Origin of the sequence: Tautonia rosea, from assembly GCF_012958305.1 — a bacterium.
Taxonomy (GTDB): Bacteria; Planctomycetota; Planctomycetia; order Isosphaerales; family Isosphaeraceae; genus Tautonia; species Tautonia rosea.
Genome location: NZ_JABBYO010000002.1, coordinates 378,667 through 405,403 on the forward strand (window position 1 = coordinate 378,667; position 26,737 = coordinate 405,403).

Annotated in this window: 20 protein-coding genes and 1 tRNA gene; 10 read left to right on the top strand and 11 right to left on the bottom strand. The window is 59.8% G+C overall.

The window, feature by feature from the left end:
* Positions 1–386: 386 nt before the first annotated feature.
* Positions 387–1,088, bottom strand: coding sequence for an FHA domain-containing protein (locus HG800_RS04360; RefSeq protein ID WP_169974122.1), 702 nt, complete (start codon positions 1,086–1,088; stop codon positions 387–389).
* A gap of 284 nt (positions 1,089–1,372) precedes the next feature.
* On the opposite strand from HG800_RS04360, the gene HG800_RS04365 reads away from it, so the two are divergent.
* From HG800_RS04365 to HG800_RS04380, 4 genes are all read left to right on the top strand, one after another.
* A tRNA-Gly gene (locus HG800_RS04365) sits at positions 1,373–1,444 on the top strand.
* 131 nt (positions 1,445–1,575) lie between these two features.
* Positions 1,576–3,093: a trigger factor gene (tig, locus tag HG800_RS04370; protein WP_169974124.1), complete on the top strand. Its 1,518-nt coding sequence runs from the start codon at positions 1,576–1,578 to the stop codon at positions 3,091–3,093.
* Positions 3,094–3,312: 219 nt separating this feature from the next.
* Entirely contained in the window at positions 3,313–3,963 is a 651-nt protein-coding gene (locus HG800_RS04375; RefSeq protein ID WP_235963250.1) for a ClpP family protease, read from the top strand.
* 139 nt (positions 3,964–4,102) lie between these two features.
* The gene (locus tag HG800_RS04380; RefSeq protein WP_169974126.1) at positions 4,103–4,717 is read left to right on the top strand and encodes an ATP-dependent Clp protease proteolytic subunit; all 615 of its coding nucleotides are present in this window, start codon (positions 4,103–4,105) and stop codon (positions 4,715–4,717) included.
* Positions 4,718–4,809: 92 nt separating this feature from the next.
* Here the strand turns inward: HG800_RS04380 and HG800_RS04385 are convergent, their stop codons facing one another.
* The 4 genes from HG800_RS04385 to HG800_RS04400 form a co-directional block, all read right to left on the bottom strand.
* Complete coding sequence (locus HG800_RS04385; protein ID WP_169974128.1) at positions 4,810–5,229, bottom strand: (deoxy)nucleoside triphosphate pyrophosphohydrolase; 420 nt, start codon at positions 5,227–5,229, stop codon at positions 4,810–4,812.
* A 17-nt stretch (positions 5,230–5,246) separates the two neighbouring features.
* A complete protein-coding gene (locus HG800_RS04390) occupies positions 5,247–6,062 on the bottom strand; it encodes an enoyl-ACP reductase FabI (RefSeq protein ID WP_169974130.1) in 816 nt (271 codons plus the stop codon).
* Between the two features lie 178 nt (positions 6,063–6,240).
* Positions 6,241–7,455, bottom strand: a complete 1,215-nt coding sequence (locus HG800_RS04395) for a hypothetical protein (protein WP_169974132.1) — start codon at positions 7,453–7,455, stop codon at positions 6,241–6,243.
* Between the two features lie 50 nt (positions 7,456–7,505).
* Positions 7,506–8,465 (bottom strand): nucleoside hydrolase, encoded by a 960-nt coding sequence (locus tag HG800_RS04400; RefSeq protein WP_169974134.1) that lies wholly within the window; start codon positions 8,463–8,465, stop codon positions 7,506–7,508.
* A gap of 322 nt (positions 8,466–8,787) precedes the next feature.
* On the opposite strand from HG800_RS04400, the gene HG800_RS04405 reads away from it, so the two are divergent.
* The 6 genes from HG800_RS04405 to HG800_RS04430 all read left to right on the top strand — a co-directional run bounded on the left by HG800_RS04405 (position 8,788) and on the right by HG800_RS04430 (position 13,326).
* The gene (locus HG800_RS04405) at positions 8,788–9,042 is read left to right on the top strand and encodes a carboxymuconolactone decarboxylase family protein (protein ID WP_169974136.1); all 255 of its coding nucleotides are present in this window, start codon (positions 8,788–8,790) and stop codon (positions 9,040–9,042) included.
* 60 nt (positions 9,043–9,102) lie between these two features.
* Positions 9,103–9,387, top strand: a complete 285-nt coding sequence (locus HG800_RS04410) for a carboxymuconolactone decarboxylase family protein (RefSeq protein ID WP_169974139.1) — start codon at positions 9,103–9,105, stop codon at positions 9,385–9,387.
* On the top strand, positions 9,371–10,060 hold the full coding sequence (locus tag HG800_RS04415) for a 5-oxoprolinase subunit B family protein (protein ID WP_169974141.1): 690 nt from the start codon (positions 9,371–9,373) through the stop codon (positions 10,058–10,060). Before HG800_RS04410 ends, HG800_RS04415 begins: the two co-directional genes overlap by 17 nt.
* A gap of 127 nt (positions 10,061–10,187) precedes the next feature.
* Positions 10,188–10,895: a 5-oxoprolinase subunit PxpA gene (locus HG800_RS04420; RefSeq protein ID WP_169974142.1), complete on the top strand. Its 708-nt coding sequence runs from the start codon at positions 10,188–10,190 to the stop codon at positions 10,893–10,895.
* Complete coding sequence (locus HG800_RS04425; protein WP_169974144.1) at positions 10,892–11,848, top strand: 5-oxoprolinase subunit C family protein; 957 nt, start codon at positions 10,892–10,894, stop codon at positions 11,846–11,848. The genes HG800_RS04420 and HG800_RS04425 overlap by 4 nt, the downstream gene beginning before the upstream one ends.
* Before the next feature lie 203 nt (positions 11,849–12,051).
* Positions 12,052–13,326, top strand: coding sequence for a hypothetical protein (locus HG800_RS04430; RefSeq protein WP_169974146.1), 1,275 nt, complete (start codon positions 12,052–12,054; stop codon positions 13,324–13,326).
* Between the two features lie 13 nt (positions 13,327–13,339).
* On the opposite strand, the gene HG800_RS04435 is transcribed toward HG800_RS04430, so the two are convergent.
* The 6 genes from HG800_RS04435 to HG800_RS04460 all read right to left on the bottom strand — a co-directional run bounded on the left by HG800_RS04435 (position 13,340) and on the right by HG800_RS04460 (position 26,594).
* Positions 13,340–14,104 (bottom strand): amidohydrolase family protein, encoded by a 765-nt coding sequence (locus HG800_RS04435; RefSeq protein WP_169974148.1) that lies wholly within the window; start codon positions 14,102–14,104, stop codon positions 13,340–13,342.
* Positions 14,101–14,940, bottom strand: a complete 840-nt coding sequence (locus tag HG800_RS04440) for an amidohydrolase family protein (RefSeq protein ID WP_169974150.1) — start codon at positions 14,938–14,940, stop codon at positions 14,101–14,103. The genes HG800_RS04435 and HG800_RS04440 overlap by 4 nt, the downstream gene beginning before the upstream one ends.
* Positions 14,941–14,964: 24 nt before the next feature.
* Positions 14,965–17,985 carry a PVC-type heme-binding CxxCH protein gene (locus HG800_RS04445; RefSeq protein WP_169974152.1) on the bottom strand — a complete coding sequence of 1,007 codons (3,021 nt, stop codon included), beginning with the start codon at positions 17,983–17,985 and terminating at the stop codon, positions 14,965–14,967.
* Positions 17,986–18,114: 129 nt separating this feature from the next.
* Complete coding sequence (locus HG800_RS04450; RefSeq protein WP_169974154.1) at positions 18,115–21,690, bottom strand: PVC-type heme-binding CxxCH protein; 3,576 nt, start codon at positions 21,688–21,690, stop codon at positions 18,115–18,117.
* 267 nt (positions 21,691–21,957) lie between these two features.
* The gene (locus tag HG800_RS04455) at positions 21,958–22,608 is read right to left on the bottom strand and encodes a hypothetical protein (protein WP_169974156.1); all 651 of its coding nucleotides are present in this window, start codon (positions 22,606–22,608) and stop codon (positions 21,958–21,960) included.
* 326 nt (positions 22,609–22,934) lie between these two features.
* Positions 22,935–26,594, bottom strand: a complete 3,660-nt coding sequence (locus HG800_RS04460; protein ID WP_169974158.1) for an FG-GAP repeat domain-containing protein — start codon at positions 26,592–26,594, stop codon at positions 22,935–22,937.
* Between the last annotated feature and the right edge of the window lie 143 nt (positions 26,595–26,737).

Below are 26,737 nucleotides of genomic sequence, written 5' to 3' on the forward strand. Positions count from 1 at the left end.
GGTCAGAACGATTCAAGTGACTCCCTCGCGGCGGGACGGGTGCCAAACTTGGTTGGAGAATCCTAGTATAGCAATTTGAAAAGGCAAAGCAAAGCGGCTCTATCGCGATGATGCATTGCTGCATCGCAACCGTGGCTCCGATGCCACACACGTCGTCGCATGGGGAGACGATCTCGGCGATCCTTCGCAGTCAAGCCAAGCGAGGACGCTACCTTACACGATCTCCGCAGCTTGGAGGTTGACCCTTAGCGATGGTGTTCTGGGTGCTTTTCTGGTGTCAAGGTGTTGGAGGAGGAACCGAAATCAACGGGAGGGTTCCACTCAGGGCAGGAATCCGAAACGGCGCCGAGCAGCTCAGGACGGATTGGGGGGACGGACTCGAACCATCAGCGTCGGTCATCATCGTCGATCTCAATGCCCATTAGAAACTCGGCAATTGCCTCGTTGGCTCCCGCGTCTTCAACCACAGCGTCTTGCTTGGGCTCTTGTTTCGGCTTGGCTTGCTTGGCAGCGGGGGCCTTCGCGGCCGGGCTGGCTTGCGGCTTCGGGGAGGGCCTGGTGGCGGGTGGGGCCGATTCGGGCGTCGAAGCCTTGCCAGGCGAAGCGGACTTAGCAGGTGCCGGGGAGGGTTGAGGTTGCTCCTCGTCGCCTCCAATGACGAATTCGAGGACATCGTCGTCATCGAGGGCAATGGGAGCTTCGACAGGCTCGGGTATGGCGGTATCGGACGATTTGGCCCCCGATCCTGAACCCACGGTCACATTCTGAGCTTCGGCTCCGGAAGTCACTGCGGAGCCGAGGGATTCGACCCGGAATTCGATGGGTCCGACCATGAGCAGATCACCGGGCTCGAGCACCCGCTGCTCTTCAATGCGTTTGCCGTTGACAAACGTTCCGTTGGCACTGCCCAGATCCTTGACAAGCAGAAGACCCTTTTTTTCAAAAAGCTGGCAATGCTTGCGGCTTACCTGGGAAGACCGCACGGTCAACTCGCATCCATCCTGACGACCGATGGTCGTGACGCCGTCAGCCAGACGGAGGGTCTTCGCGGCGCTTCGACCTTTGAGGACGACGAGCTGGTAATCCATGAGACAAACCTCAGCATCGAGGGCCCAGGGGTCCAACGCCCTGGGCCATCGGCATGCGAGCCTCGAAGAAAAGCCATGATTGCGGTAAGGGTTTCCCCATTCCAAGGATAACACCCGATGGGATCAGGGGGCAATCCCGCCCAAAAGCCGATCGCGAAGGCGACGGAAAGTTTCGAGGGCTGACCCCTTGCTTTCCCCTCGGGCGGTTGGATATATTGCTTTTGTCTTGCTAATACAGGACACACCATTTAGGTCCGATTGGCATCACTGCCGATGTGCGACGGGCGGGAGTAGCTCAGGGGTAGAGCACCACGTTGCCAACGTGGTTGTCGTGGGTTCAAATCCCATCTCCCGCTCCTTTTTTTATTGGTAGCACCATCACCGACCCCCCGGGCTGGCGGCCGACGCTCGAGCAGATCGGGTTGGACGGGGTATCCCGCATTTGCCCCCAGCCCACTCGAATGCCTCAGCGGAAGGATCGTCCTCGATGAGCACCGGGGAGAATGAGCGCGACGAATCTCAAATTGAAACCCTCACCACCGATGAGGTTGAGGGTGTTCAAGAGTCAGACACGGCCAAGCGTCGACTCAATCTTGAGGTTCAGATTACCGACGCCGGACCTTGCAAAAAGCATCTCAAAATTGCAGTTCCTCGGTCGGATATTGATCAGCAGTTTGAGGAATCGTTGGGAACCTTTCGCCGAGAGGCGCTAGTTCCCGGATTCCGTCCTGGGAAGGCTCCGACGCAGCTTGTCCAACGGCGCTACCGGAAAGAAGTTGCTGGTCAGGTCAAATCTGCCTTGCTCATGGCCTGCATGGAACAACTTGACGAGGAGCACAAGCTCAACCCCATTACTCAGCCCGACTTCGATTTCGAGGCCCTCGTCATTCCTGAGGACGGGCCGATGGAATTCGAGCTTGAGGTTGAGGTTCAGCCAGAGTTCGAAACACCTGAATACAAGAATTTGGTGGTCAAGCGTCCGGTACGGAAAATCTCCGAGGCGGACGTCGATCGCCAGTATCAGGCCTTTCTTGAGCGTTATGCTCAGGTTGTCCCCAAGCTCGAAGGTGGGGCGGACCCTGGCGATTTTGTCGTGGCTGATCTGACCTTCCTTAACGAGGGGCAGACCCTCAATGAAGTCAAGGAGGTCCAGTTCCGTCTTCAGCCGCAGCTTCGGTTCCAGGATGGTGTCATTCCTGATCTTGCCAAGGCCTTGACCGGGGTCAAGCCAGGTGAGTCTCGATCAACCAAGGCGGAGATAGGTACCTCCTCTCCCGATGCCGCTCTGCGTGGAAAGTCGGTCGATGTGGCCATTCTGGTTCACGACCTAAAAACGATTCGCTTGCCGGAAACAGATCAGGCGTTCTTCCTGGGGATTGGCTTCGAGGGCGAGGCGGATCTGAAGGAGGCGCTGCGATCGGTCCTGGAGCGTCGCGTCGAATTCCAGGCAAGGCAAGCAGTACGTCGACAGATCGTTGATCAACTTATTGAGCGATGTCCGTTTGATCTGCCGACTGATCTGGTGAAGCGTCAGGAAATCTCGACCTTGCGTCGGCTCGTCAGTGAGATGAGAGAGGCCGGCTACAGTGACTCCGAACTTCGCGCTCGCGAGGCTGAGATTCGGGCCAATGCCCACGACGTCACCCTGAGGAATCTGAAAGAGTTCTTCTTGCTCTCGAAGATTGCCGACGCCGAGGAAATCAAGGTTGAGGATGACGACCTTGCTGAAGAAATCGAACTGATCGCCATGCGGTCGGACGAAACTCCTCGTCGTGTTCGATCCCGCCTCGAAAAGGAAGGTCAGCTGGAGAATCTGGCCACCCAGGTCCTCGAACGGAAGGCCATCGATCGGATTCTGGAATACATCACGGTTGAACTCGAGGAAGTCTCGACTCCTGAAGAGGAGCCGGACGCTGATACCCTCGATGAAACGGCTCTGCCCGCGTCGTCCGAGGAGGCTGAGGGAGCCTCGGAGGCTGCGGAAGGATCCTCCGAGCAAAAATGACTGGATGCTCCCCGGACGGCGTATCATCCTTGATTCGCCGTCCGAGGATCGGACCGTCTTTGCGGATCACCTTCGCACGTTCGGGGGTCTCCGGTTCGTCTGGTCGCTGCCCTATTGGTCGATCCGTCGTCGGGCAGAGGCCCCGGGGGTCGGCCTTGGCCCTCGTCCCCGATCGGACCACCCTATGATCCGTCCGAACCGACCCGAGGACCACATCTCATGATCTTCGACCGCGTTCCCTTTGACGCCGACCCCATGGCGCCTGTCTTACAGCGCAACCGGAATTACGCGAGTCAGCGTCAGATGACGCTGAGCGATCTGCTGTTGGAAAACCGGATCGTTTTCCTCGAAGGACCGATCAACGACGGGATCGCCAATATCACGGTCATGAAGTTCTTGTACCTTCAGTACGAGAACCGATCGCAGGGGATTAGCTTTTACATCAATAGCCCCGGCGGCTCCGTGACTGCGACCATGGCGATCTATGACACCATGCAGTTCATTGACTGTCCGGTGGCAACCTACTGCATCGGCATGGCCGCCTCTGGTGCCGCGGTTCTGCTGGCCGGCGGGACCAAGGGGAAGCGCTACGCCCTGCCGCACTCGAAAGTGATGATCCACCAGCCCTATGGTCAAGTTGGCGGCCAGATCTCGGACATCGAGATTCAGGCCCGAGAGATCATCGATACGAAGCGAGAGATCAACGAGATCCTCTCCAAGCACACCGGTCAGCCCTTCGAGGTTGTTGCGCGAGACACCGAGCGTGACCGATACCTCAAGGCCCTTGAGGCCCGGGAATACGGCATCGTTGATCACGTGGTGGGTCATATCCCCAAAGATGAGTCGAAGAAGGGCGAGCCCTCGAAGTGACAGGATAGAGGCAGTCGGCGGTCGGCAGGAGGCAGTCTCAAGGTCAAGCCGCCGTCCTGTCTGTTCCGAACCGCGTTCTTGATCCGTCTCTGCCTGCCTCTCGCCTCCTGCCGATTGAGTCGCCCAAGGAGTCCGACCGATGCCCCTGATCCCGATCGTGATCGAGCGTTCCGGCCGCGAAGAGCGGGCGATGGACATTTACTCTCGCCTGCTCCAAGACCGGATCATTATTCTCGGCACAGCCATTGACGACACGGTGGCCAACCTCGTCGTCGCTCAGATGCTCGTGCTCGCCCATCAGGATGACAAGGCCGACATCCACCTTTATATCAACAGTCCTGGTGGCAGTGTCACCGCCGGCATGGCCATTTACGACACGATGCAGTATGTCCCTTGCGATGTGGCGACCTACTGCATGGGTCAGGCCGCGAGCATGGGGTCGCTGCTGCTTGCCTCCGGCGCTGCCGGCAAGCGGAACGCTCTCCCTCACGGGCGGATCATGATCCACCAACCGCTGGCCGGCATGGAAGGTACGGCCACCGACATCGAGATCCACGCTCAGGAATTTTTCCGCATGAAGCGGCAACTCAACGAGATCTATCAGAAGCACACCGGCCAGACGCTCGAAAAACTCGAAGCGGACACGGATCGCGACCGTTTCATGTCTCCTCAGGAGGCCAAGGACTACGGTCTGGTGGACAACGTCCTCGACCGGGAAATGCCCATTCCTCCGCGGAATCCTGAGGCGATCTGACGGACACGGTTGATGAACTGTGTCGCTTTGTGCTTCACCATCACCAGAAACAGATGCCCCGGGCGATTGGCTCGTCCGGGGCTTTTGCGTGATCAGGGCATCTCCTGTCTGATCAGGTCTTCGAGGATTGGCCCATTGGCCTCGGGGAAGGTCAAACCGGGCAATTCTGCGATCGGTACCCAGCGAAATCCGGAGTCTGCCGAGGGCTCGGCAAGGGGATCGGCGGGGCTCGCGTCGAAGTAGTGCAACTCGACGAAGCCGTGAGGATAGCGGTGTGCCACAATGCGACGTCGAGCACCGAGGATAACTGGCATCCCGGTCTCCTCTTCGCATTCTCGGGCTGTGGCCTGTTCGGGAGATTCCCCAGGCTCGCACTTGCCGCCGGGGAATTCCCAAACACCGGGCATGGGAGAACCGGGCAAGGTGGGGCGGCGACGGATCAAGTAGTCCCCGCCCCGCCGAATCAGGCCAATTCCCACACGAACGGGCTCGACGTCGTAAGATGATTTCATCAGTGTGTCACGCGGAATCAGTCTGCAGCTTGCTGCTCAAGGGCTTTTTCGAAGGCGTGTCCGGGGGATCCCATCGCGTGATAGCCACAGTCGACGTGCAGAATCTCACCCGAGATCCCACGGGCAAGGTCGGACAGCAGGAACATGCCCGAGGAACCGACCTCCTCTCGTGTCACATTCCGCTGCATGGGGGCAATCGCCTCGTATAGGCCGGAAAGCTTGTCGAAGTCGCCGACCGCCGAGGCTGCCAGCGTTTTGACCGGTCCGGCCGAGACGGCATTGACCCGAATGTTCTTCGGGCCGAGATCGTAGGCAAGATACTTTACCGAAGCATCGAGCGCCGCCTTACAGACGCCCATCAGGTTGTAGCCGGGAACGACCTTCTCGCCACCGTAGTAAGTCATTGTGACAATCGAGCCGCCGTTGGGCATTAACTCAGCAGCGTGACGAGCAACACTCACCAGGGAGTACACGCTGATGTCCATCGCCAGCTTGAATCCGTCTCGGCTGGCCCGCACGAAGGGCGCCTTCAGATCTTCAATTGGGGCAAACGCGATCGAGTGCAACACGAAGTCGAGCGTGCCGAACGTTTCCTTCGCTTTTGCAAAGGCGGCGGCGATGTCCTCATCCTTCTGCACGTCGCAAGGGACCAGCAGTTTCGGGCCAATCGGGTCGATGGCCTTGCGGACCCGTCGCTCCATTTTCTCGCCAGGAAGGTGGGTGAAGCCCAGCTCGGCTCCCTCGGCAGCGAGTTTTTCCGTAATCGACCAGGCGATACTGTAGTCGTTGGCGACACCCAGGATCATGCCCTTTTTTCCCGAGAACAACCCCATCGCCGAGATCCCCTGATTCGTTTGTTCGATTCGAGTTTCGATGTTCGACGAGACATCAACTCGCCCGGCCGCCGGACGATCTCCGATCCTTGACGATCGGACGGATCGCAAAGGCTGCGGCTGAATTCGCCGCAATCGGAGTGTTGCCCGCAAAGCATACCGCCTCAACGCGATTCGCTCAACGCGCAGCGCCATCAGCGGGGCCGATCGGTGCTCGATTCAACCTCAAGGCGACCGAGTTCAGGTCTGCTTCCAGCGCCGATCGGGCCAGTCCCAGGGCTCGCTGAGTGGCCGCTCCCACTGCAAGGCCGCGTTGCTGCGACTGGGGATCGACCTGACCTAACCCAAACCCGTTGAGGAGTTGAACGGCGGCCCGAACCTGTGGATCGGCAGCCAGCGGTTGGATGGCATTGGCGGGTAGGTCAGCGGTGCGGACTTCGGCCCGTCTTCGGGTGCCCGTCTCCCACCTCCCCGGTGCGGTCCGGATCAACAGGGCGGTCTCGACGGCCACACGGTCAAACTCAGGAGAGGTTTCCAGCATGGTCACCACGACTCCAATCCGGCCCGAAGCTTCGATTCGATCGAGATGAGCCTTCATGGGATCGGTGCCGGGGGTATTTCCGAGAAGACTTCCAATCAGGTTTCCGACCGCGTTGGCCATCTGCGCCTGATCGACGGTCCCGGCGTCGCCAGAATCTGGCAAGACGAGATCACCGAAGCGGCTGAAGCGCAGGTCGGGATCGGTCAGGGCCTCCGTCGAAGCCCGACGAGCAAGCCAACGGCGATTACTCTCGGCTGGGACGGGCAAGAGGTCGTCAATCGGGGCCGGATCGATCGCTCCGGGAGCGAAGCCGCGATCCTGCAAACCGGCCTGAAGTTGCGTCTCTGACATCATTTCGACCCGATCAAATCCGGCTCGCCAGCCTTGTCGGAGCATCCGGCGGCGGTGTTCGGGTTGCTCGTCAATCCTTGAGACCTCGCGTCGAGGAATTGAGACCACCATGAGAGGGAACGGCTCCCCTGCTTCACGACGATCCAGGTGAGCCAACTCAGCGTCGATCCAGGAGCCGATCGCGTCAGCCGGTTCCCCGAGCCCCTGGCGTTCCTGACGCCACTGTCTGAGCCGTTGGGCGCGGTCGACGAGGGCCCTTTGGCGGGAAAGTCGATCCTGATGGAGCCAAGCCGCGGCCCGCTCGGGAAGGCGTTTCTCGACCCAGGCTCGCCGGACGATCATGTGGACACGATCGGAGTGATTGGGCAGGACCTGGCAGAGAACCACCGAGCCGTCTCGAAGCACGACCTGATCGGCGACTCGATCATCCGGAGATGCTGGACCCGTTTTCACGGGGATTGGAGTCAAGGCGATCAGGATGAACAGAACGTTTGTCATCATGGGGCCTCGCTCGACAGTGATTGGGACCAAACTTCGGACACAAGAGCCAATCAACGGAGTGGAGTATCAATCTCGGCCATTGCGGCGTCGATCGCGTCCCAGAAATCGCGACGCATGCCTTCCGCATCAATTGCCTTGAACACCGTGACTCGCCGGGGGTTGTCTGGAAACTGCTCGACCCTATCGGCGTCGTGAATGATCGGAGCACCGACCACCACAGGGGTTGCAAGTTCCGGCCGCAAGACAGCCTCAATCAGGGCGAGGTCCCACATGGTTTTGGTTTCGCGGTTGGCGGTTCGAGGGAAGGTTTCCCAGCGGTCCACCAGGAGGTCCCAGACACCCCCTCGACCTTTCAAGTGTTCATCAACCTCGCGTTTTGCTAGGTCCATCTCCACGCTGACCGACCGCGCAGGCATATGGATGTATTCGACATTCGACTCGAAAATGGCTTTGACCGCGTGAATGTCGTTCTTCCAGTTGAAGATTCCGGGCCCCCAGTGACCATCCTTGTAATCACCGTCACTAAAGGCAAAAATGACCTTCGATTCGATTGACGGGTCGATCAAAAGGGCCGAGGCCAGGTTGGTACAGGCACCAAGTGCGAAGACAATCAGTTTGTCGTCGGAATCTCCGGCGTGGGCCCGTTCAATGATGTGCCGCGCAGCCGGGGAATCGACCGGGCTGGTCGAATCAGGCATCGAGCGATCGGCGCCGATCGGATGAGGAATCGTCGCCCGAAGACCCATCTGTTCCAAGAGTTGCTCATTGATCGCCTGGCTCTGATGAACAGTGGTATTCGATTTCGTGGATCGCGTCCAATGGGCTGAGGTCACTCCCTCGACCCGGAATTCGGGGGCGATCAGGGCTCGGACGATGGCGTAGAGGTCGTCAATCTCGTTTGCCGTATCGGCATCAATGATGACCCGAGTCTCCTCGCTGGAACACACGGACGAGCCATGCATGCCGAGTGTAAGAATCATCAAGGGAACATAATAGAAAAGAATCGACACAAGACATTCTCCTGATCTGATCGTCTCGGATGACCCTGGCCGAGCATCGGCCTCCGGTCGTGTTTGATTGGATCAATCACTCAATATGCAGTACAAGTGTATCGGCGGGAGGATTGATCGACAAGCGTCGATCCTTTTTGAATGACACAGAATCGCTCTCAATTCTGATGCGAGGAGGATGAGATTACGATTCCGCAAAGAAACCACCCAGAACGTAAAGTACTCCCTGCGATGTGCAACTCAGCGATGATACAATTTTCGAGGAAGCGACGATCGTCGAAGAATCGATTTACGCGAGCGTTTCTCAGGATCGGAGCAACTCATGGCTCGTATCCGATGGATTCGAGAAGACTCGGCGACTGGACCCATCGCGGACGCCTATGACGAATGGCAGCAGGCGAACCCGGGACGCCAGGAGATCCCGGCGATCCTGAAATGCTTTAGCCTGCGTCCGGATTTCTTTCGAGACGTGGTCGCCTTCTCTGAACGGCTCCACTTTACTGAGGGGCATCTAACGCGGCGGATCAAGGAAATGATTGCCACGTATGTCTCGGCGTTGAACCAATGCCCTTACTGAACGGGTTCGCATGCCTTCTTCCTGCAGTTGCAGGACTCCGATCCCACTGTCCATGAGCATTTGGCCAAAGCAGATCTCGACGGTGCGTCACTCCCCCGAGTCGAGTATGCACTGCTCCGGTTTGTCGAAACCATCACCAAACACGCCTATCGGGTGACGGACGAGCAGGTTGAGCAGCTCCGTTCCATGGGATGGACGGACGAGCAACTGGCGGAATGCGTCTACATCGCCGCGCTGTTCGCCTTCTTCAATCGTGTGGCCGATGCATTCGGGCTAGAAGATCCGAACTACTTCATGGCCCCTCCTCCGCGAGGTGGAGATCCCGTGCATGACGAATCCTTCTGAATGGATCGAGCGAGGTCTGACTCTGGAACCTTTTGGCGACCGGGCCTGGTTGGCCCGTTTTCCGACTGATGCGTGTGCAGCGGCCTGGGCTGAAGCGGTGCGCAATCGCTCCTGGCCGGGTGTGGTTGAGGTGGTGGCTGTGTACCGCTCTGTGGCAATTTTCGTGGACCCGTCGGTGATCGATCCCGGTCATCTCGAACTCTTACTCCGTTGTGTTCCCACAGCCGAGACCTCTCAAAGAGTCGGCCAACGATTTCGCGTACCGGTGTTGTACGATGGCGAAGATCTGGAAGCGATTTCGAAATGGATCGGACTTCCGATGGAGGAAATCATCGCCAATCACACCGCGGTCGAGTATTCGGTACGGGCCATTGGCTTTCTGCCCGGGTTTCCTTATCTGGGAGAGCTTTCCGAACCGCTGATTGGTTTGCCGAGACGAGCAACACCACGTACACAGGTTCCGGCTGGGGCAGTGGCAATCGCAGGCCAACAATCGTGCATTTACCCAGAAGCATCACCCGGAGGATGGCACTTGATCGGCCGGACACCCTTGATCATTGCCGATCTGTCGTGTGCGTTTTTCCCGATCGAAACGGGCGATCGTGTGCAATTCGATCCGATCAACCATCGTCAGTATCAGCAACTTTGGGGATGTCGGCTCGGCGAGTTCTAAAGAGTCTTTGACAGTTGGCCTGAAGATTATCAATTGATGATGTGTGTAAAAAGCTGTAATTTAGTTACTTCATGTTCGATTTCAGAAAGCCTCGGTGGTGAGCATGATGGATTTTGAGCCGCCTCGGATGATCGATCTGAACGCAGACCTTGGTGAAGGGTTTCCAGACGATGAGGCGTTGCTCGATCGGATCAGCTCGGCCTGTATCTCCTGTGGAGGCCATGCCGGAGGCCGATCGGTTTGCCTCGAAACGATCGAAATCGCAACACGCAAACGAGTGGTCATCGGAGCTCATCCGGGCTATCCCGATCGCGAAGGGTTTGGCCGTCGTGAGCGGATCGTTTCCGCGCGAGAGGTGACTCAGATGATCGAGGATCAGCTTTCGCAATTCGACGCATGGGCCGCTGAGATCGGCGCAATCACCCGGTTTGTCAAACCTCATGGAGCGCTCTACAATCAGGCCCAGCGCAGTTGGGAAATTGCGGAAGGTGTTGTGATGGCGGTTCTCAATCGGCGCCTACCCGTTCTAGGACTCCCCGGCAGTGTGCTTGAGCGTGAGGTCCTTCGGGCGGGTTTGATGTTTGTCCCTGAAGGATTCGCCGATCGCCGCTACCGGCCCGATGGTACCCTCGTACCCCGATCGGAATCAGGAGCCTTGATCGACGATCCCACCGAAGCCGAACGCCAGGCCCTTCTCCTGATCGATCGGGGGCTTCGAACACTCTGTCTGCACGGTGATGACCCAAGCGCGCTTGCCAAGGCCGATCGCTTGCGAGCGGCCTTCGTCCGCGACCGAATCGAGGTTCGGAGCTTTGTCGGAGAAAGTCGAGCGTGAGTGATTCTGAACTCATTGCTCAGTGTGCATTGACCATTCTTCGAGCCGGCGCAAACTCGACCGTGCAGGATTTGGGGCGATCCGGCTACCGATCACAGGGCGTTCCACACGCTGGGGCCTTCGATCGCTCTTCGCATGACCTTGCCAACGCCTTGCTGGGCAACGAACTCGAAGCGGCAACGATTGAACTGACCCTCCTTGGCGGAACCTTTCGCGCCGAAGTCCCGCTGGCATTGGCCCTTGCCGGTGCACCGATGCCCGTGGTGCGGCAACGGCCTGATGGCACCCGCGATCAGTTCGAGGTTCCCGTCGCTCTCGGGCTACAGCCTGGTGATTTCCTCGAACTCGGAGGGGTGGCTACGGGAGTCCGCACGTACCTCGCTGTCCGAGGAGGCTGGCAAACGCTTCAGGTTCTCGGTTCTCGATCAACCGAGCACCCGCTCCGGGCCGGCGATTGCTTGCCGGCAATTCCGAGCCGTTCGCCTGTCCGTCGGATCGATCCGTTGTTGCGCGATCCCATCAAACCCGAGGCGCCAATCCGGATAATGGCTGGTCCCGATCACGGGCTGATTCGCGATCCTTGCTGGCACCGACAGCCGTTTACGGTGGCCGGGGAAAGCAATCGGATGGGCCTTCGGCTGGATGGACCAGACGTGGAAGTGTCGATTCCCTCCGATCGCCTTTCGGTACCGGTCGCTCCTGGTACAGTACAGGTATCCGGGGGCCGATTGATCATCCTGGGCGTGGCCTGCGGCACGATGGGAGGCTATCCCATGGTCGCCCATGTTGCTTCGTGCGATTTCGATCGCCTGGCACAGGCGAGGCCCGGTCAGGTGATTCGTTTCGATCGGATCGACGTGCAAGAGGCCCGGCGTCTCGATCGAGCTGAGCGATTGCGTCGAGAACAACGACGACTCCGGGTCGTCACTCTGGCCCGAGACGGGCTGATCTGAGGGCTATTGGTTAGGTTCTCGTCCGGAGTGGGTCCCGACCGGTCGGGTGCGCACGTTCGAAGACGAAACCGATCTTGCCCAAACCACCGGAATCGATAAACTTCAGGACCGATCCAGTCTCCGGATGTCGGTCTTCGGAGGCCCCGGTCAAGGGGTGCTGGGCCGATTCTTTGCTCGTCTTGTAGCTCGGCAAGGATGCCACGATGCACACAGTGGCCCCGATCTGGCGCGTCGCGGCGCTGATGATTCCGCTGGCCTCACTGGTCGGTTGCGACTGGCTACCGGTTCGTCGCCGGATTGATCCGGCACTGTATCCGGTGCCAGGTCGACCCGACCCGGCCTTGATTCGAGGTCATCGAAACCTGTCGCCTGGCAACGCCTGGGAGAGGTCGAATCCGACTGCAATGGCCGGGATCGCCGACAATCGCCCATTGCCGCCGCTGCCTGATCTGGTTCCTGTGTCTCCGGATGAGTTATTCGGTCCCCCAGCACCGACTCCGATGCTAGACGCCGCCCTCGTTCGCGTGCAGACCATCGAAACCGCTGTCTTCGCACCCGAGGAACGCGTTTCGACCGAACTGAGCGACACAACGTTCGAGCAGGTCGATGCGGTCGGCGCTGACCACCTGCAGCAATCGATCGCCACGAATCCTCTCGAACGTGATGAACGGGAGGACACGCCCCCGATTGCGGCGCACGAGCCTGTTGAGGTTCCGCCTCTTTCTGACGGACTTCCCACGGATCTCGATCCGACAGAGACGATCGCGCTTCAAGCGGGTCTGCAGGACGCGATCGCGTTCGAGACAACGGAGCTGTCCCCAGGAAGGCAGACACCTGAAACCTCCCTCGATGAGCAAGGGGAGACTTTCCTGGGAGGTTTGCTCAGGGAAGCAAGCGATCAGAATGCCCAGAGAGAGCAAAAGGACGAGCTCCTCAATCAGCATCCTGCCGCAGAAACTCGCCGGCAGATCGATGACCCGAGCCTCTGGCAGACCGTCATGCATTTACTTGCCGAGTCGGAGACGTCGCCCGATGCAAGTCAATTCGTGGAGGGGAATTCGAAGAAGGTTGGCAGGGCGTTCAGGGTTGCCCGAATCGCCTTTTGTCAAGAAGTGCTCGGGTTCGACCGGATCAAACCCTTTGCGACTGAGTCATTTCAGTCGGGGCAAGAAATTCTCATCTATGCCGAGGTCGAAGGTGTCCATTACCTTCCCGAAGAGACTGGACACGTTTCTCAGCTATTCACAACACTGGAGATCCTTGGCGATCGTGACGCAACGCCACGCTGGAGCAATGACTTCCCCGTGGAGGATCGCTGCAGCCGGCCGCGCCACGATTACTTCGTCGGGTATCGTCTGGCCCTTCCCGAGTCGCTTACCCCGGGGCGATATCGTCTTCGGCTCGCTCAGCGCGACCTTCTCTCAGGTCATCAAGACGTTGCAGAAGCAGCGTTTGTTATTGTCTCGGAAGATGAATAACACGTCAGATGTCTCAACTCTGAAGCAGTCGAAGGGCGTTCCCTTGGGTGATGGCCCTGAGTGCATCGGCATCAAGTGTCGACTCCCGGAGCTTCAACACCGCCGACTCTGGCACGAACAACGGAGCATGCGTTCCGAACAGTATCCGATCAGAGCCGAGGTCTTCAATCAGGCGATCCGACGCCCCGACGCCTTCCATCGTTGCTATTTCGATCGAGATTGTGCCTGAACCAAGCACCCGCTTGGGAGTTAGGCCGAGCAACCGACCGGCATTGAGCAACATGAGTCGAAGCCTGGGCATCGTTGCGGAGAGAGAGATCACTGGTTCGAGGTGAACTGGGGTTAACTCCAGGCGGGGATGTTTGGTTCTCGGGTCCTCCATCTGAACGGCGATCTGAACGACGAGCGATCGAGCCGAAGCCGCCGTGAGCAGTTCGGCGACGACGGGATCGGAGAGCGCATAACCGTGAATATCCGGGTGAAGTCGGATACCCGGCATCCGGTGGACCTCATGGCAACGTCGAAGGTCCTCAGACCAGTCGGGAAGCGTGGGATTGATCGCTCCAATCGGAAGAAAGTAACCGTCGCCGGATCGCTCGCACACTTCCGCCAGCCGGATGTTCACCGCGGCCACGTCACGGTGGAACAGAGCATCGAGATGACCGGCCCAGGCCCGTTCGATTCCGAGTGATCGCAGGCGTCGGGCCAGAGAGCGAGGGTCGTCAAGCGGGAGGCGGCGGAACGGCCAGTGGCCAAGGGAGACGTTGGTGTCGATCACGGGATTCGCCCCTTGGCCATCAAGATCGGCCTCAGCAGTCGTCTCAGATTTCCGCCGAGGATGGATCGGCGGTCATCCTCGGTCAGCTCGGCTCCAAGCACCTTGGCTAGTTGCGAGGCAAAGCTTCGACCCCCGGCATCGCTTCCGTACAGAACGCGATGGGCGCCGAGCTCTCGTACGGCCATCTCGACGAATCCGGCAGTGGGATCAGAACCAGCAAGATCAATGGAAATGTTCGTATGATCGCGTACAATTCTGATTCCGCGTTCCCAGTCCCCTCCTGTGTGCCCGCAGACCAAGGGCGTACCGGGAAATCGTTTCGAAAGCGTGACCAGATCCTCGGGCGACGATTCCCCTGGCAAGTTTCCCTCGGCCTTGAGCCAGGTGTGCTGGAAGATCAAGCCGTCGAGTTCATGAGTGAGCTGGATGATCGGGTCGATCGTCGGATCGGAACATCGACGGGCCACCCAGAGCTTGATCCCGACCATTGGTCCGTCGCGGACACATCGCTTGATCTCGTCGAGACTTGCTTCGACATGAGACGGGCTGACATAGGCAAGTCCCAGTACGCGATCATTCCAATGAGCGAGCGCCTCAAGCACCTGGTCATTCTGGTGACGAAGATCGTCGGCAGAAGGGTCGGTGGCAAAGGGAAATCCCATAAAGATGAGAATACGCTCAATCCCCATCCGGTCGGCAAACGCGATTAACTGGGCCATTCGCTCGGTCGGTGTTTGTCCATCGACGCCGGAGAGATGGCAGTGCAGATCCCAGACGCGGTATGGGGACGAATCGAGTACCGTCGTTGCCTGATCCGTCGTAGTGCGCGATCGCATGAACGCGGCTCCCGTTGTCCGGGGTCAGAGGGTCTGAAGTCGGAGGAGGAAGGCAATCAGGTCGGCCATCTCGGGCGGGGCGATCTCCTTCTCTAGACCTTCGGGCATGAGTGATCGTCCAGTCGAGGAAAGCTCCTCGATGTCAAGTCGCAGCACTGTTTCCTGCTCGCCCCCAGCGCGGAGGAGGGTCAACGATGCAGCGGATTCCGACGCGATCAATCCAGAAGTGACGCGGCCATCACGCAACGCCACAAGGTACTCGATCGCATCAGGAGCCACTTCTCGATTCGGGTCGAGAATATGCGTGAGCAATTCATCCGGTGTCCTACGCGAGACGGAGACGAGATTCGGCCCAACCGGATGGCCGGTGTCTCCCAGACGGTGGCAGGTCGCACACGATCGATCGAAGACCGCTCGCCCTTGTGCTGCGTTTCCGGGTGTTTCGAGCGTGGCCAGGTAGCGGGCCAGGATGTCAGGATCCGGCCCACCTTGCGTACGACCAAAAAACCGGGCGGCCCGGTCGCGGATCGAGTCGTTCCGGTTTTTCAACAGAGCCGATCGGCTCGCCTGAGGAATCTGCCCAGCGGCGATCTGATTCGATTCGATTGCATCCACTAGCGCCTCGGCCCACGACGGCCGCGCGGACAGTGCCGAAAGAATCGCCGCTCTAACAGTCGGCGTTGCCGTGTTCCAACCAGAAAGCAGCAGGGGGGCCACGTCGGGTTCATTTCCGAAGCGGGCCAGCGTGGTTACGGCGGCGAGACGAACCTCGACCGGATGATCGGGGCCGATCAAGGGCGAGAGCCAGGCCGTTGTCTCCTCGAAGGGCCGATGAGCGAAGAACATGACCGCGAGGGCTCGGTCCTCCGGGGCCAGGTCACGATCGCCCACCGCTCGCCGAGCACGGGCAAGCCCTTGATCGAGCATGCGTGATGCCTCATCGGGCACATCGAGCTCAAATAAACTGGACCTGCGGCGGATCAGGCCATCTCCGAGCTTCATGGAGATGGGTGACGTTGCTGTTGGCTCAAGAACTGACGACCGAGCCAGTGCCTCCAGTGCCGCCACTGCCTCCTCATCGCTCGACCCGGCCCCGATGGCAAACGCGAGTGGATCAAGAATTGCGTGGAGATCTGATGCATCTCCCGGCCAGGGCTCGCGTAGCAAAGCATCGAAGACACCGATCGGATGAGCGCCGGCAGAAGCGAGGATTGCCGATTTCATCCACGGATCATTATGATCGCGGCGAGCGATCTGGGCGAGTATTGCCGGGACGGCCGGATCGTTGATTCCGCCCAGTGCAAGGGTTTGCCGGAATCGCACTCGAGCATCAGGTTGATCGCTCAGGTGAAGGAAAAAGGATTGCAGGCGTTCCGAATGCTCCAGTCGTGTTCCGGCGATGGACACGAGATGTTCACGAACTCGATTGGCGTCAACGTGTTCAATCTCAAATGCGGCGATCAGCAACGCATCGTCGAGCGCTCCCAGACCTTCGAGCGACCAGAGGGCATGAACTCGACCGAGTGTCGAGGAGCTGCGGAGCAACCGCGCTTTCAAGAGATCGATCGCGTCGGTGTCTTGCCGTTCGAAGATAAGGCGGTGGGCCGTTTCCCGATGCCAGGCGTTGGGGTGTTCGAGAAGCTGAACGAGTTCGGACGTGGATAACGCGCTCAGGTCCGGAGTCGGACGCGGGCGGAAGTCCTGAGGGACGAGCCGGTAGATGCGTCCTCGATCGTCTCCACTCCGTAGGTTGAGGCGTTCTCGAATGTCATCGGGAATCGACCAGGGATGCTCAATGGTTTCCCGATACATGTCGAGCACCAACAGCGACCCGTCGGGAGCATTGACGAAGTTCACGGGGCGAAACCAGGTATCGGTCGAGGCAACCCATTCGACCCCTTCCTCGGCACGATTCGCGGTGAAGGTCACGCCCATCGGTTGCACGGTCATGCGATGGATCAGGTTGTTGGCCACTTCACCCAAGATCAGGTTCCCCCGATACGAATCGGGAAACGCGTCGCCGCGGAGGGAGGTGATCCCACTGGAGGAGGTGAGGTAACCCGCTCCAACGAGCTCGCTCCGAGGCAATTCTTTCCCGATCTCGACCCACCGCCTGGCTCGCAATTCGCGCCAGGGCTCAGAAGGACTGATCCGGTGCATGATGATCGTATCCCCGGCCTCCGCGACATCGTGTAACGGGGATGGCAAGGGAAGCAACGGATTGCGGGCCAGGTCGCGGTCGGGCAAAACGACATGTTGCGCCGGGTTGCGGATGTTGCAGAGAAAGCGATTGCCCCAGTCGTCGAACGTATTCCCAAAGCGTGCCCCACCACTGATGGGTTCGAAGGAAAGAACACGGGGATCGAATCGATAATCGCTCCGAAGTAAGGGAATTGTCTCGGCTTCCCCCTCGGGCAGCTCCGCCCGGCGGATCTGCCCGCCGTTGCTGGAACCGGCACCGTAGATCCGGTGGTCGAGCCCCCAGATCAGGTTATTCATGACCGCTTGAATGTTGTATTTGCGAAATCCGGTGAAAATGCGTTCGCGAACGTCAGCTCGGTGGTCCCCGTTGGTGTCTTTCAGGTACCAAAGGTCGGGCGTGGCCGCGACGAAGATCCCCCCCTTCCAGGGTGCGATCCCAGTGGGCCATGAGAGTCCCTCGGCGAATAGGTGCGATTCGTCGAAGCATCCGTCACCGTCCTGGTCGATCAGGAGGCGCACTCGGCCGATCGGCGGATCGCCTGTGTTCTCCTGAAACGGTTGATCGTTCGCCTGTTCAACGTGCGGATAATCGGCCATCTCGGCGATGAAGAGCTTTCCCTGGGCATCGAACGCCCCCGCCACAGGATCGAGGACCATAGGCTCGGCCGCAAGCAGCTCCATGCGGTCGCCATTGGTCGTCTGAAACGACGTAATGGCCTCTTTCGGCTCCAGGGGTTCGAAGCGGGGAAGCGGTCCATCCTCTTGCGTCGGTTGATTCGCCCGCCCCTGAACGGCCGGATTGAGCAAACCGATCAGGATCAGACACAACCAGGTACGAGTCACCACGAACCCTTTCGGGGAACCAATGATGGTCAAGGCAAGTTGAAACATCGAAAGAAGCCTGGAATTGAATGCTTCAAGGCAAGTAACTGGCGTGCCTTCAAAGCGATTCGGATGAGGGACTGTCCGCGATTAATTGGCGAGGGGCTGGGTGCTTCTCAAATATGCGAACAGATCGCGCACTTGCTGGTCAGACAGGGGATCGAGGAGTCCGGCAGGCATGACCGATTGAGAAACCCCTTTGAACTCCTCGATCTCATCCCGAAGCAGGACCTCGTTCCGTCCGTCGGCCCCGCGAAGAACGACCACGCGATCGTCCTCGGCCACCAGAAAGCCAGTCACGAGCCGGCCGTCCAGCAAGAGGGCCAGATAGGTCTCGAATCCCTCCCGGATCTCGGCGCTCGGATCGGCCACGGCAACCAGCATCGACCGAAGGTCGTCGCGTTGATAGCTGGTGAGGATCGGCCCGACATCGCCCCCTTCATCGAACAGCGTATGGCACTTGCCGCAATGCTCGATGTACAGTGCCTTGCCCGCATAGGGGTTGCCGGTCCCCGAGGCCAGCGATCGCTCGAGCCGTTCGAGTTCCCCTTGGAATTGCTCGGACGACGGCACTCCAATGTCTCCCCAGACCTCCCGAACGGTCTTGGCCAGGTCGGGATCGTCGAGCAAGAGAATGGATCGAGCCGTCGATTCAGGAACGAGATCTTGATCAATCGTCCTCGATGCAATCGCATCAAGGAATTCAGAAGCGAAAGTGCGTCGGCCGGTCAGCACGGCCTGAGCGGCCGCTCGGGCCTCGGTCGGTAAGGTGTTGTGCAGTCGAATCGCGGTCTGGGCGATTTCTGGAGCGTCGAACGGTCTCAAGGCAGAAAACGCAGCGGTTCGAATCGCATCGGGGCCTTCGGCCGAGGCGATGGCCAGCAAGGTCGCCAATGCTCGACGGTCGCGGATCTCGCCCAGGGTTCGGATCAACTCTAGGCGGACGGCTTGGTCGGCGTCGGCGTCAGTGATGATTCGAAGGGCCTCGGCCACCGCGTGATCGTCTCCCTGGCGAACCCGGAGCGGCAGCGATCCGCCTCCTGAGGCCGCAATTGCCTGCACAAGCCGATCGGGCAAGACGGACAGCGATCGACCTTCGAACGCCGCTTCGAAGCCCCTCATCAGGCGTTCCGCGTGTTGCGAGTTCGGAGATCGTTCCAGCAAGATCGCACAGGCAATCAGATCGGCCCGCGACCCCGCCTGAGCGAAGCGGCGCATCAGGCGCTCGGTGATTGTTTGGGAGACGATCGTCTCGTCCCAAAGATCGGGGTCTTCGAACAGTGCGAGAACCGCGTCAGGGTCCTCGCCGATCTTCGTCTCAATCGCCCACCACAGCAAGAGCGGGAGGTGGGGATCGGTGGCGTCCTCGGCCCGCGTCAACAGGGCTCGAACGATCGGCAACGCCTGATTCGCCAGGAGGCGTCGGGCTGAGCAAGCAAGCTGACTGCGAACCTCGACATAAGGCTCCCGAGTCGCCAGAGCAGCAAGGGCATTGGCCAGTTCGTCACTGACCTCAAAATCGTCGCACATCAGGCGAACGGTCCAGGCTCGAACGTAGGGATCCGGGTGGTCGATCAGGGCGATCCCTGTGGCCTCGTCGAGGCCCCCGCACAGGTTCAACGCCCAGAGCAGTTCCAGCGACCGATCCTCTGCCACGCCCTCTCGCAACTGCGACCGAAGACCAGGGATCAAGGTCTCTTCCCTTCGATCGCCGAGCAGGCGCAACGCCTCGCGACGGAACCAGCGGTTCGGGTGATCGAGCAGGCCGATCAGTTCCTTTCCCGACAGTTCTGCGAGGTTGAACGGAACGCCTGGCTCGCCCTCGCCGGGGAACCGGCCGGGCGGGGCGTCGGCAGCGCGAAGGCGGTAGACCCGTCCGTTCGACTTGTCGACCCGGCCGGCGTAATGGCTGCTGTGGTCGATGCGCTGCTCATACATATCGGCAATGTAGAGCGCACCATCGGGACCCAACGAGATCGAGACGGGCCGGAACCAGGGGTCTTCGGTCGTCAGGGGGCGATCAAGATCTTTGGATTGGAAGGTCGAACCGTTGGGCGTGACGTCGCTCATCACGATCTGCCCCTGCAGCGGCTCGACTCCGAACAGCTTGCCCCGATAGGATTCCGGCAAGGCCCCCCCTTCCGCGAACACGAAATTGTGAGTGAAGCGGGGGACACTGTGATGCGCCATCGGCAGGAAGTAACCGAAGGTATACGGGTTTGAGAGCGACCCGTGCTTTGTGAACCCTTTCTGATAGTAGCCCCCCTGGACATAGTGGAAGCCTCTCGTGTCTCCGCCGTTGTGACCGGAGTAAACCCGACCGTGGGCGTCGATCTCGACCCCGTGGGTATTCCCTCCGCCTTCTGCAAAGATCTCGTAACGCCTGGTTTCGGGATGGTAGCGCCAGATGAGCTGGCCCATCGAGTGCACGATCGCTTCGTCCGGCTCTCCTGGACGTCGAATGCGTCCGGTGACGGTGCTCCCCTGGGCACCATACAGCCAGCCGTCGGGTCCCCAGCAGAGGTTGCTGGCGATGGAGTGGGTATCTTCCAGCCCGAAGCCTTCCAGGTGGACCTCCGGATCACCGTCGGGCAGGTCGTCGCCGTCTCGGTCGGGATAGAAGAGCAAATACGGGGGATTGAGCACCCAGACCCCTCCGCGTCCTCGGGCAATCGCGGTAGCGAGGTTCAGGTTGTCGAGGAAGACGGCGTGCTGGTCGTACTGGCCGTCGCCGTTTGTATCTTCGTGAATCGAGATGCGGTCGATTCCGGGCGTGCCAAGCGGAGGAGGCAAGGGTGTTCGGTCGTAAACGGTGCGCAGAAACTTGTCTCGGCTGACCATCGTCAGACCGGCCGGCTCGGGATACTGGCGATACTCGACCACCCACATGCGCCCTCGCTCGTCGAACGAAACCTGAAGCGGCTGCGCGATGATCGGATCGGCCACCGCCAGATCGACCGCCAGATCCTCGGCTACTGCGAAGGCTTCTCGGGCGGCTTCGGGAGTGAGAGGGGCCGTATCTCCCTTGCGAAGGCGGAGATAGGAGTCAAGATCCTCGAACCGATCGACGCGATCGTACAAAGCGTCGCGACTCAGGACCGGGCCGACCGCCCAGGAGGGATCATCGCCTGCCTGGTATTCCCAGGGGCCTTCCATCTTGATCGCCTCGCCCGCTTCGGCATCAAAGAGGGTGGGGGCGGCCACCGCAAAGTTGCTCCGGCCGTCGGAGTAGTAAACCCGAACGGCGATCACATTGACCTGACCGGGCTGAACCACTCCCTCAGGAATGCGATACCGGCCCGATTCCCCCAGGCCGCTCCGATAATTTGGTGGGAACGTTCCTGCCGCACCAACCTGCACGCCATTGACGAACGCCGCCCGGGCGTCGTCAACCGGCTCCACATGCAGTTCGAGCGATCGACCGTCCCAGTCGGCCGGAACCGAGACGGAGGCTCGATACCAGGCGAAGCCGTCTCGGCCCGAACTGGCACCCTCAGCCGGTCGCACGCGAGGCGGTTCCTTCCAGGTGTCGGGGATGGGGACGATTCGCCAATCCTCGGGTGCATCGGCCTGAGGAACCTGTCCTGCTTGCACCAGAGCGATCGCGGCCAGCACCATCATCGAAGGACCCGCAACCCACCCGAGAACTCCGTATCGTCTCTGCATCGCTGATCCATCCCCGCTCTGATCGTCTCGAGAGGCTGCCCAACGGTCTGGGCGATTCCTGGACGAGCCCTCATGTTGAACATTTGAGGGTAGGGGATGGAACGCTCCTTGAAAAGAGGCAGGCAACAGGCGGACGCCTGCTCCGATCGTCGACGCCTTGCGACCAGCCTGTCACGTTTTCCTTGGAACAAACGAAGAACCGGGCGTGTCCGATTGCCAACGGCAGTCGGACACGCCCGGTTTGTTGAACCACGCTCGAACGAGGTGTCAGCGAGGTTTCTGTCGCCGACGGTGCAAGGCAAACGAGCCACCCAGTCCCAGGACCGCCCAGACGGCGAAGGTTGTTGGCTCCGGAATGGGAACCTGAGGACTCGGACGCCCGCCACCCAGGATCGGTCCGGGAACCTCGGGAGTCGTGGGGGGAATGATGGGAACTTCAGGAGTCGTCGGAACCGTGACCGGCGGCATCGGCAGCGGGCTCTGGTTTCGCACCAGGCGATCCCGTTCGAGCGCAGGGCCGATGAACGGGTGATTCCGATCAAATCGCGTCGGATTCAGGTTTCGCCGCCATCGTAGATAATCGAGCGTGCTCGACTCCGCGAGTAAGCCGGAAACATCGGGGACGAGCAACACATCGAGGAATTGGGGGCGAGGAACGCGAGCCAATCCCTGTTCCAGGGCCCGGGCAAAAAACGCCTCCTGACGCTGGAATGCTTGTGAACTGAGAATCGAGTTTTGCCGAAGCTGCACGGATTGAGCCCGAGCAGCGAGCGCATCTGCCCGCAGCGTTCCAGCGTAGGGCGTCAGCAGGGCCTGTTGGGCTCCCAACTGTGCCGCGACCGCCTGAGCACGGTCCGAGATCGGACCGGCTTGAGAAAGCGTCGGGGCCAGGGCCAGGGTCAGTGTGGCGAGCAGCACCAGCCGACCGAGGCGGGGCGACCAATTTCGCCACCTAAATCTTCTGCGAGTCGTGTCCATGACGAACCCACCAGTCTGGCTCCGGTCCAGTACGAATGACGGTCGAGCACTATGCCAGATTTTCTTTCCGGCACAATGGGAATATCGGAGGTCGGGCCGCCAGGCTTGAAGTGATCGATCGGGTTGTTTTGGTTGGAAAGAACTTTTCCTGGATTCCGTCAACCCCAATTCTGCGATCGCCTGATTCAGGACGCAGAAAGACCCATGCCATCCTTGACCTCGGGGATGGCACGGGCCTTATCGGGAAACCCAATGGTGAACCAGATTCAGACCTCACGGTCCATCAGTACATTCAGCGTCCAGAACCGACTGAGGAACCGCGAGTTCTGGCGTTCTTGATCCTGCTCGATCGGTTTCTCCTGACTCAGGAGGGAGCGCAACCCCGCATCGACGTGCTGAGCAATCCTGGCCCTGGACGACTGAGGGCTTGAAGCAACGGACTCACTGGCCGTCGACAACGTCGATCGCGCGGCCATACCCTCTCCTCCAGGTGGGATTGGGTCGACTCGGATCATGACTGGAGTTTGACTGCGCGATCGGACGGATGCGGACCGGACCGGGGCCGGATCACTTGAGGCCGTCGATCGGGCACTCGCCTGACCGAAGGTTCGGTGAGACTGGGCCGAAAGGAAGGCGGACGAGGACGGGGGTAACGGTACCATCCCCGGAGCGCCGAAGGGCCGTTTGATGCTCGATCTGCTGTCGGAGAGCAACACGGCGAACCGGCTGTAGCCATCGGCAGGGCTGAAGCCGTGGACGGCGAAATCGGTTTTTCCATCTCCGGAGAAGTCAGCCGCGATCGGCAGATCATCGAACCCGCCAAATCCTTGCGTAACTGCGGGTGCTCCACTCGACGGTAAGATCGCGAATCGGCTGAAGCCGTTGTTGGGACTGAAGCCGTGGACGGCCAGGTCCGTCTTGCCGTCGCCGTCGAAGTCCCCCGCGACCGGGACGTCAAGGCGTCCCCCAAATCCCCGGTTCATCACACCCCCGTTGGAGAGGATGACGGCGAACCGGCTGAACCCCTCGTTGGGGCTGTATCCATAGACGCCGATGTCGGTGGTGCCGTCGCCATCGTAGTCACCGACGACCGGCAGGTCGTCTCGCCCTCCGAACGGCTGGTTGATCACGCCACCGTTGGAGAGGATGACGGCGAACCGGCTGAACCCCTCGTTGGGGCTGTATCCATAGACGCCGATGTCGGTGGTGCCGTCGCCATCGTAGTCACCGACGACCGGCAGATCGTCTCGCCCGCCGAACGGTTGGTTGATCACGCCACCTCCCGAGAGCAAGATCGCGACGCGGCTGTATCCATCGTTCGGGCTGTAGCCGTAAACTCCGAAGTCAAGCACGCCATCACCATCGAAGTCACCGATGACCGGCAGGTCATCACGCCCGCCGAACGGCAACGCAAAGGTCCCACCGGTTGACAGTGCAATGGTGAATTGTGGAATTCCTTCGGGGTTCAACCCGTAGACGCCGAAGTCGCTCTTGCCGTCACCGTCGAAGTCGCCCGGCCTTGCATTTCGGACGGGCAAGGGAAGGGGGCCGGGTAAGGGAGGGGGGACATTGATGATCTGAGATGGGTTTCGCTGGGTTCTTGGGAACACAATCCGGATCACGTCGGGGATGTCAGGACTCGCCAACCCAAAGAAGGAAAGGAACCCTCCGACCACGTCGCGGATAATACTGACCGCGGGAAGCTTGAGCTCCAGCCCGAACTCATTGCCGTTGTCATAAATCCTCAGCCCTACGTCCAGAACATACGGACCGAGGAGCAATTCCCCGAGTACCGAGCCGTCATAAGTTAATCGTCCGCCGCGAACCCCGACCATGATGTTCGTCGTGATCCGACCGCCAAAGTCCTTGCCGGCAATCTCGGTGCTGACTTCCGCAACAAGGTTTGCTCGGAAGGAAACCTTGCCCCCTTGATTTGAAAAGGTGACGTTGGCGTTACCTTTTAGGATGCCCGCGAGGTTGACATTGGCTTTCCCCGTGAACACAAAGTCACCACTTGTTTTGATTTCACCAGACAAATTGACCCCAGCACCCAGCACATTGGCCTGAGCCGATGCCCGAACCCCAGAGAATCCGGGAAGATTTTGGACCGTCAACCGACTCGCGGACAACCGGTAACCGAGCACTGTCATGTTCGTGTCGAATTGCAATCGAAAGGTGCCGTCACGCTTGATGAACCCGTCCCCAACGACTCGATTCATCGGAACGAATTTCTCGAGAAACGTGTCCTCGAACGGGTTTGACGATCCTGCCCGAACGAAGAAGCCGTCCTCGCTCGGGTCGTATATCAACGAGCCTTCACCAATCGGAATGGTCAGATCGACGAGACTCCCCCTATCCGAGCCGCTTCCCGAACCTGATCCACCACCCTGTGAATTCCCTGAGGAATTGTCGCCGAACTTCAGGCCAAGCCGGATCTCGGCGTTCACGCCGATCGCCAGATCACCCAGCGCTGCAACTGTGGACGATCCGAACACACCTGGATCAAATCCCGCGGAGGCGAACCGGGAGGGATCGTCGAAGACTCCACCGAGTAATCGGTTGTCGTCGTTGGCATCAAAGTCGATCACCACCTCTCCGTTGACACTGATGGGAGTGCCGACAAGCCTCGTGAGGTCGACTTCAGCTTGAAGATAGATATGTCCGAACATTGTCCCGTTGTAGGCCGTCGGCTTTGCGAACGGCGTGTAGGGAATATTCCCGTTGAGCGAGCCGGCCAGTGCGAATTCGCCAAGGGCCGTGGGAATCCCTCGGACTCCCGCGTAAAGGAAGACATCCGAAGGGTCGGTGACGATCGACCAGCCATAGCCGAGGCTCGCCTTCGCCTCGATTCCGCCAAAGTTCGCCGACAGCCCCTGGCTCTCGTGGAAAAACAGGTAGGGGATGTTCGCGTTGACCGGTGCGTTGGTTTCCTGCACCAGTTCGTCCCGACCAAGCTTCAACCCGTAAGTCTTTCGGTTCCCGGTCACCGAACCAAACGCCGAGTCGAGCCGGAAACCGAGTGCCTCCGTCAACGGCTTCGCCAGCGCGATCGGACCGAGCTGTGCCGTCCAGTCGATCTCGTCAATCTCGCCGAAATGCGCACCCCAGCGGTTCGGGACCGTCGTGACCGAGAAGCTCATCCCCGGAGGAATCGGGATCGGAATCTCCCCGGCGGCCGATCTCAGGAAGACGAGCCCTTCCGATTCATATCGGGACGAGACCCCCTCGTCGCTGGTCTCGATCGTCTGAGTCCAGTCGCCTCGGAGGCCGAATCCAGCACCGATCGGCCCGGCGAACTGGAGCACATCGCCTTGCAAGCTCACAAAGAGATGGTTCGTTGCGGGAGAATTCAGAAATCCTCGCTCCGAGATCCCATCATTCAGGCCGATCACTCGGAGCCCGAGCGAATATTCATGACCCTCCCGCCCGAGGCCCGAGACGTCAGCCAATTCGACGTAATAGGCTCCGGTCTGCTCGATCTGATGCACGATCGACAACGCGTTCTGAAACGCAACATTGGCACTTCCCGGTCCTGAAGACTTCTCCACCGTGTTCCGAAACGGGTTATGCTTGACCTGGAACGACTCGCTCGTGACCTCAGCGCCTGAACCATTCAGCAATCGCAGGCGGTACGTGCCGATGTCTCTGTCATTCGTATTGTAATCATTGAGTGAGGCAACAAAGACCTCGCCGGTCTTCAAATCGACCCTTACGACGTCTACGTCCTTCACCCGGCTCAGTGAGCCATCCACGTCGGTCACCATCATCCGAGACAGAGGAATGGTCGGAGCCCCCTGTCGACTCGAGGGCCAGTCAACGTTCGCCGGTTCATCAATGATGTCGAAACGAATCAACCCGGCATTGGCGTCGAGCATCACCCGCGGTTCCAGGCCCTCCAGGCGGAAGTCGCTGCGTCGCGTGCGCAATGCCTTCGGAGACCTTACCGAGACCTGTGATCGGAGGCCTGGGAGGATTCGATGGAGAAGACTCATGCGCCTGGTCCCTCGGTTCGAGAGGAAGATTCGAGTTTGCGTTCGATCTCCCTGGCGAGGAATCCCGAACATTCCCT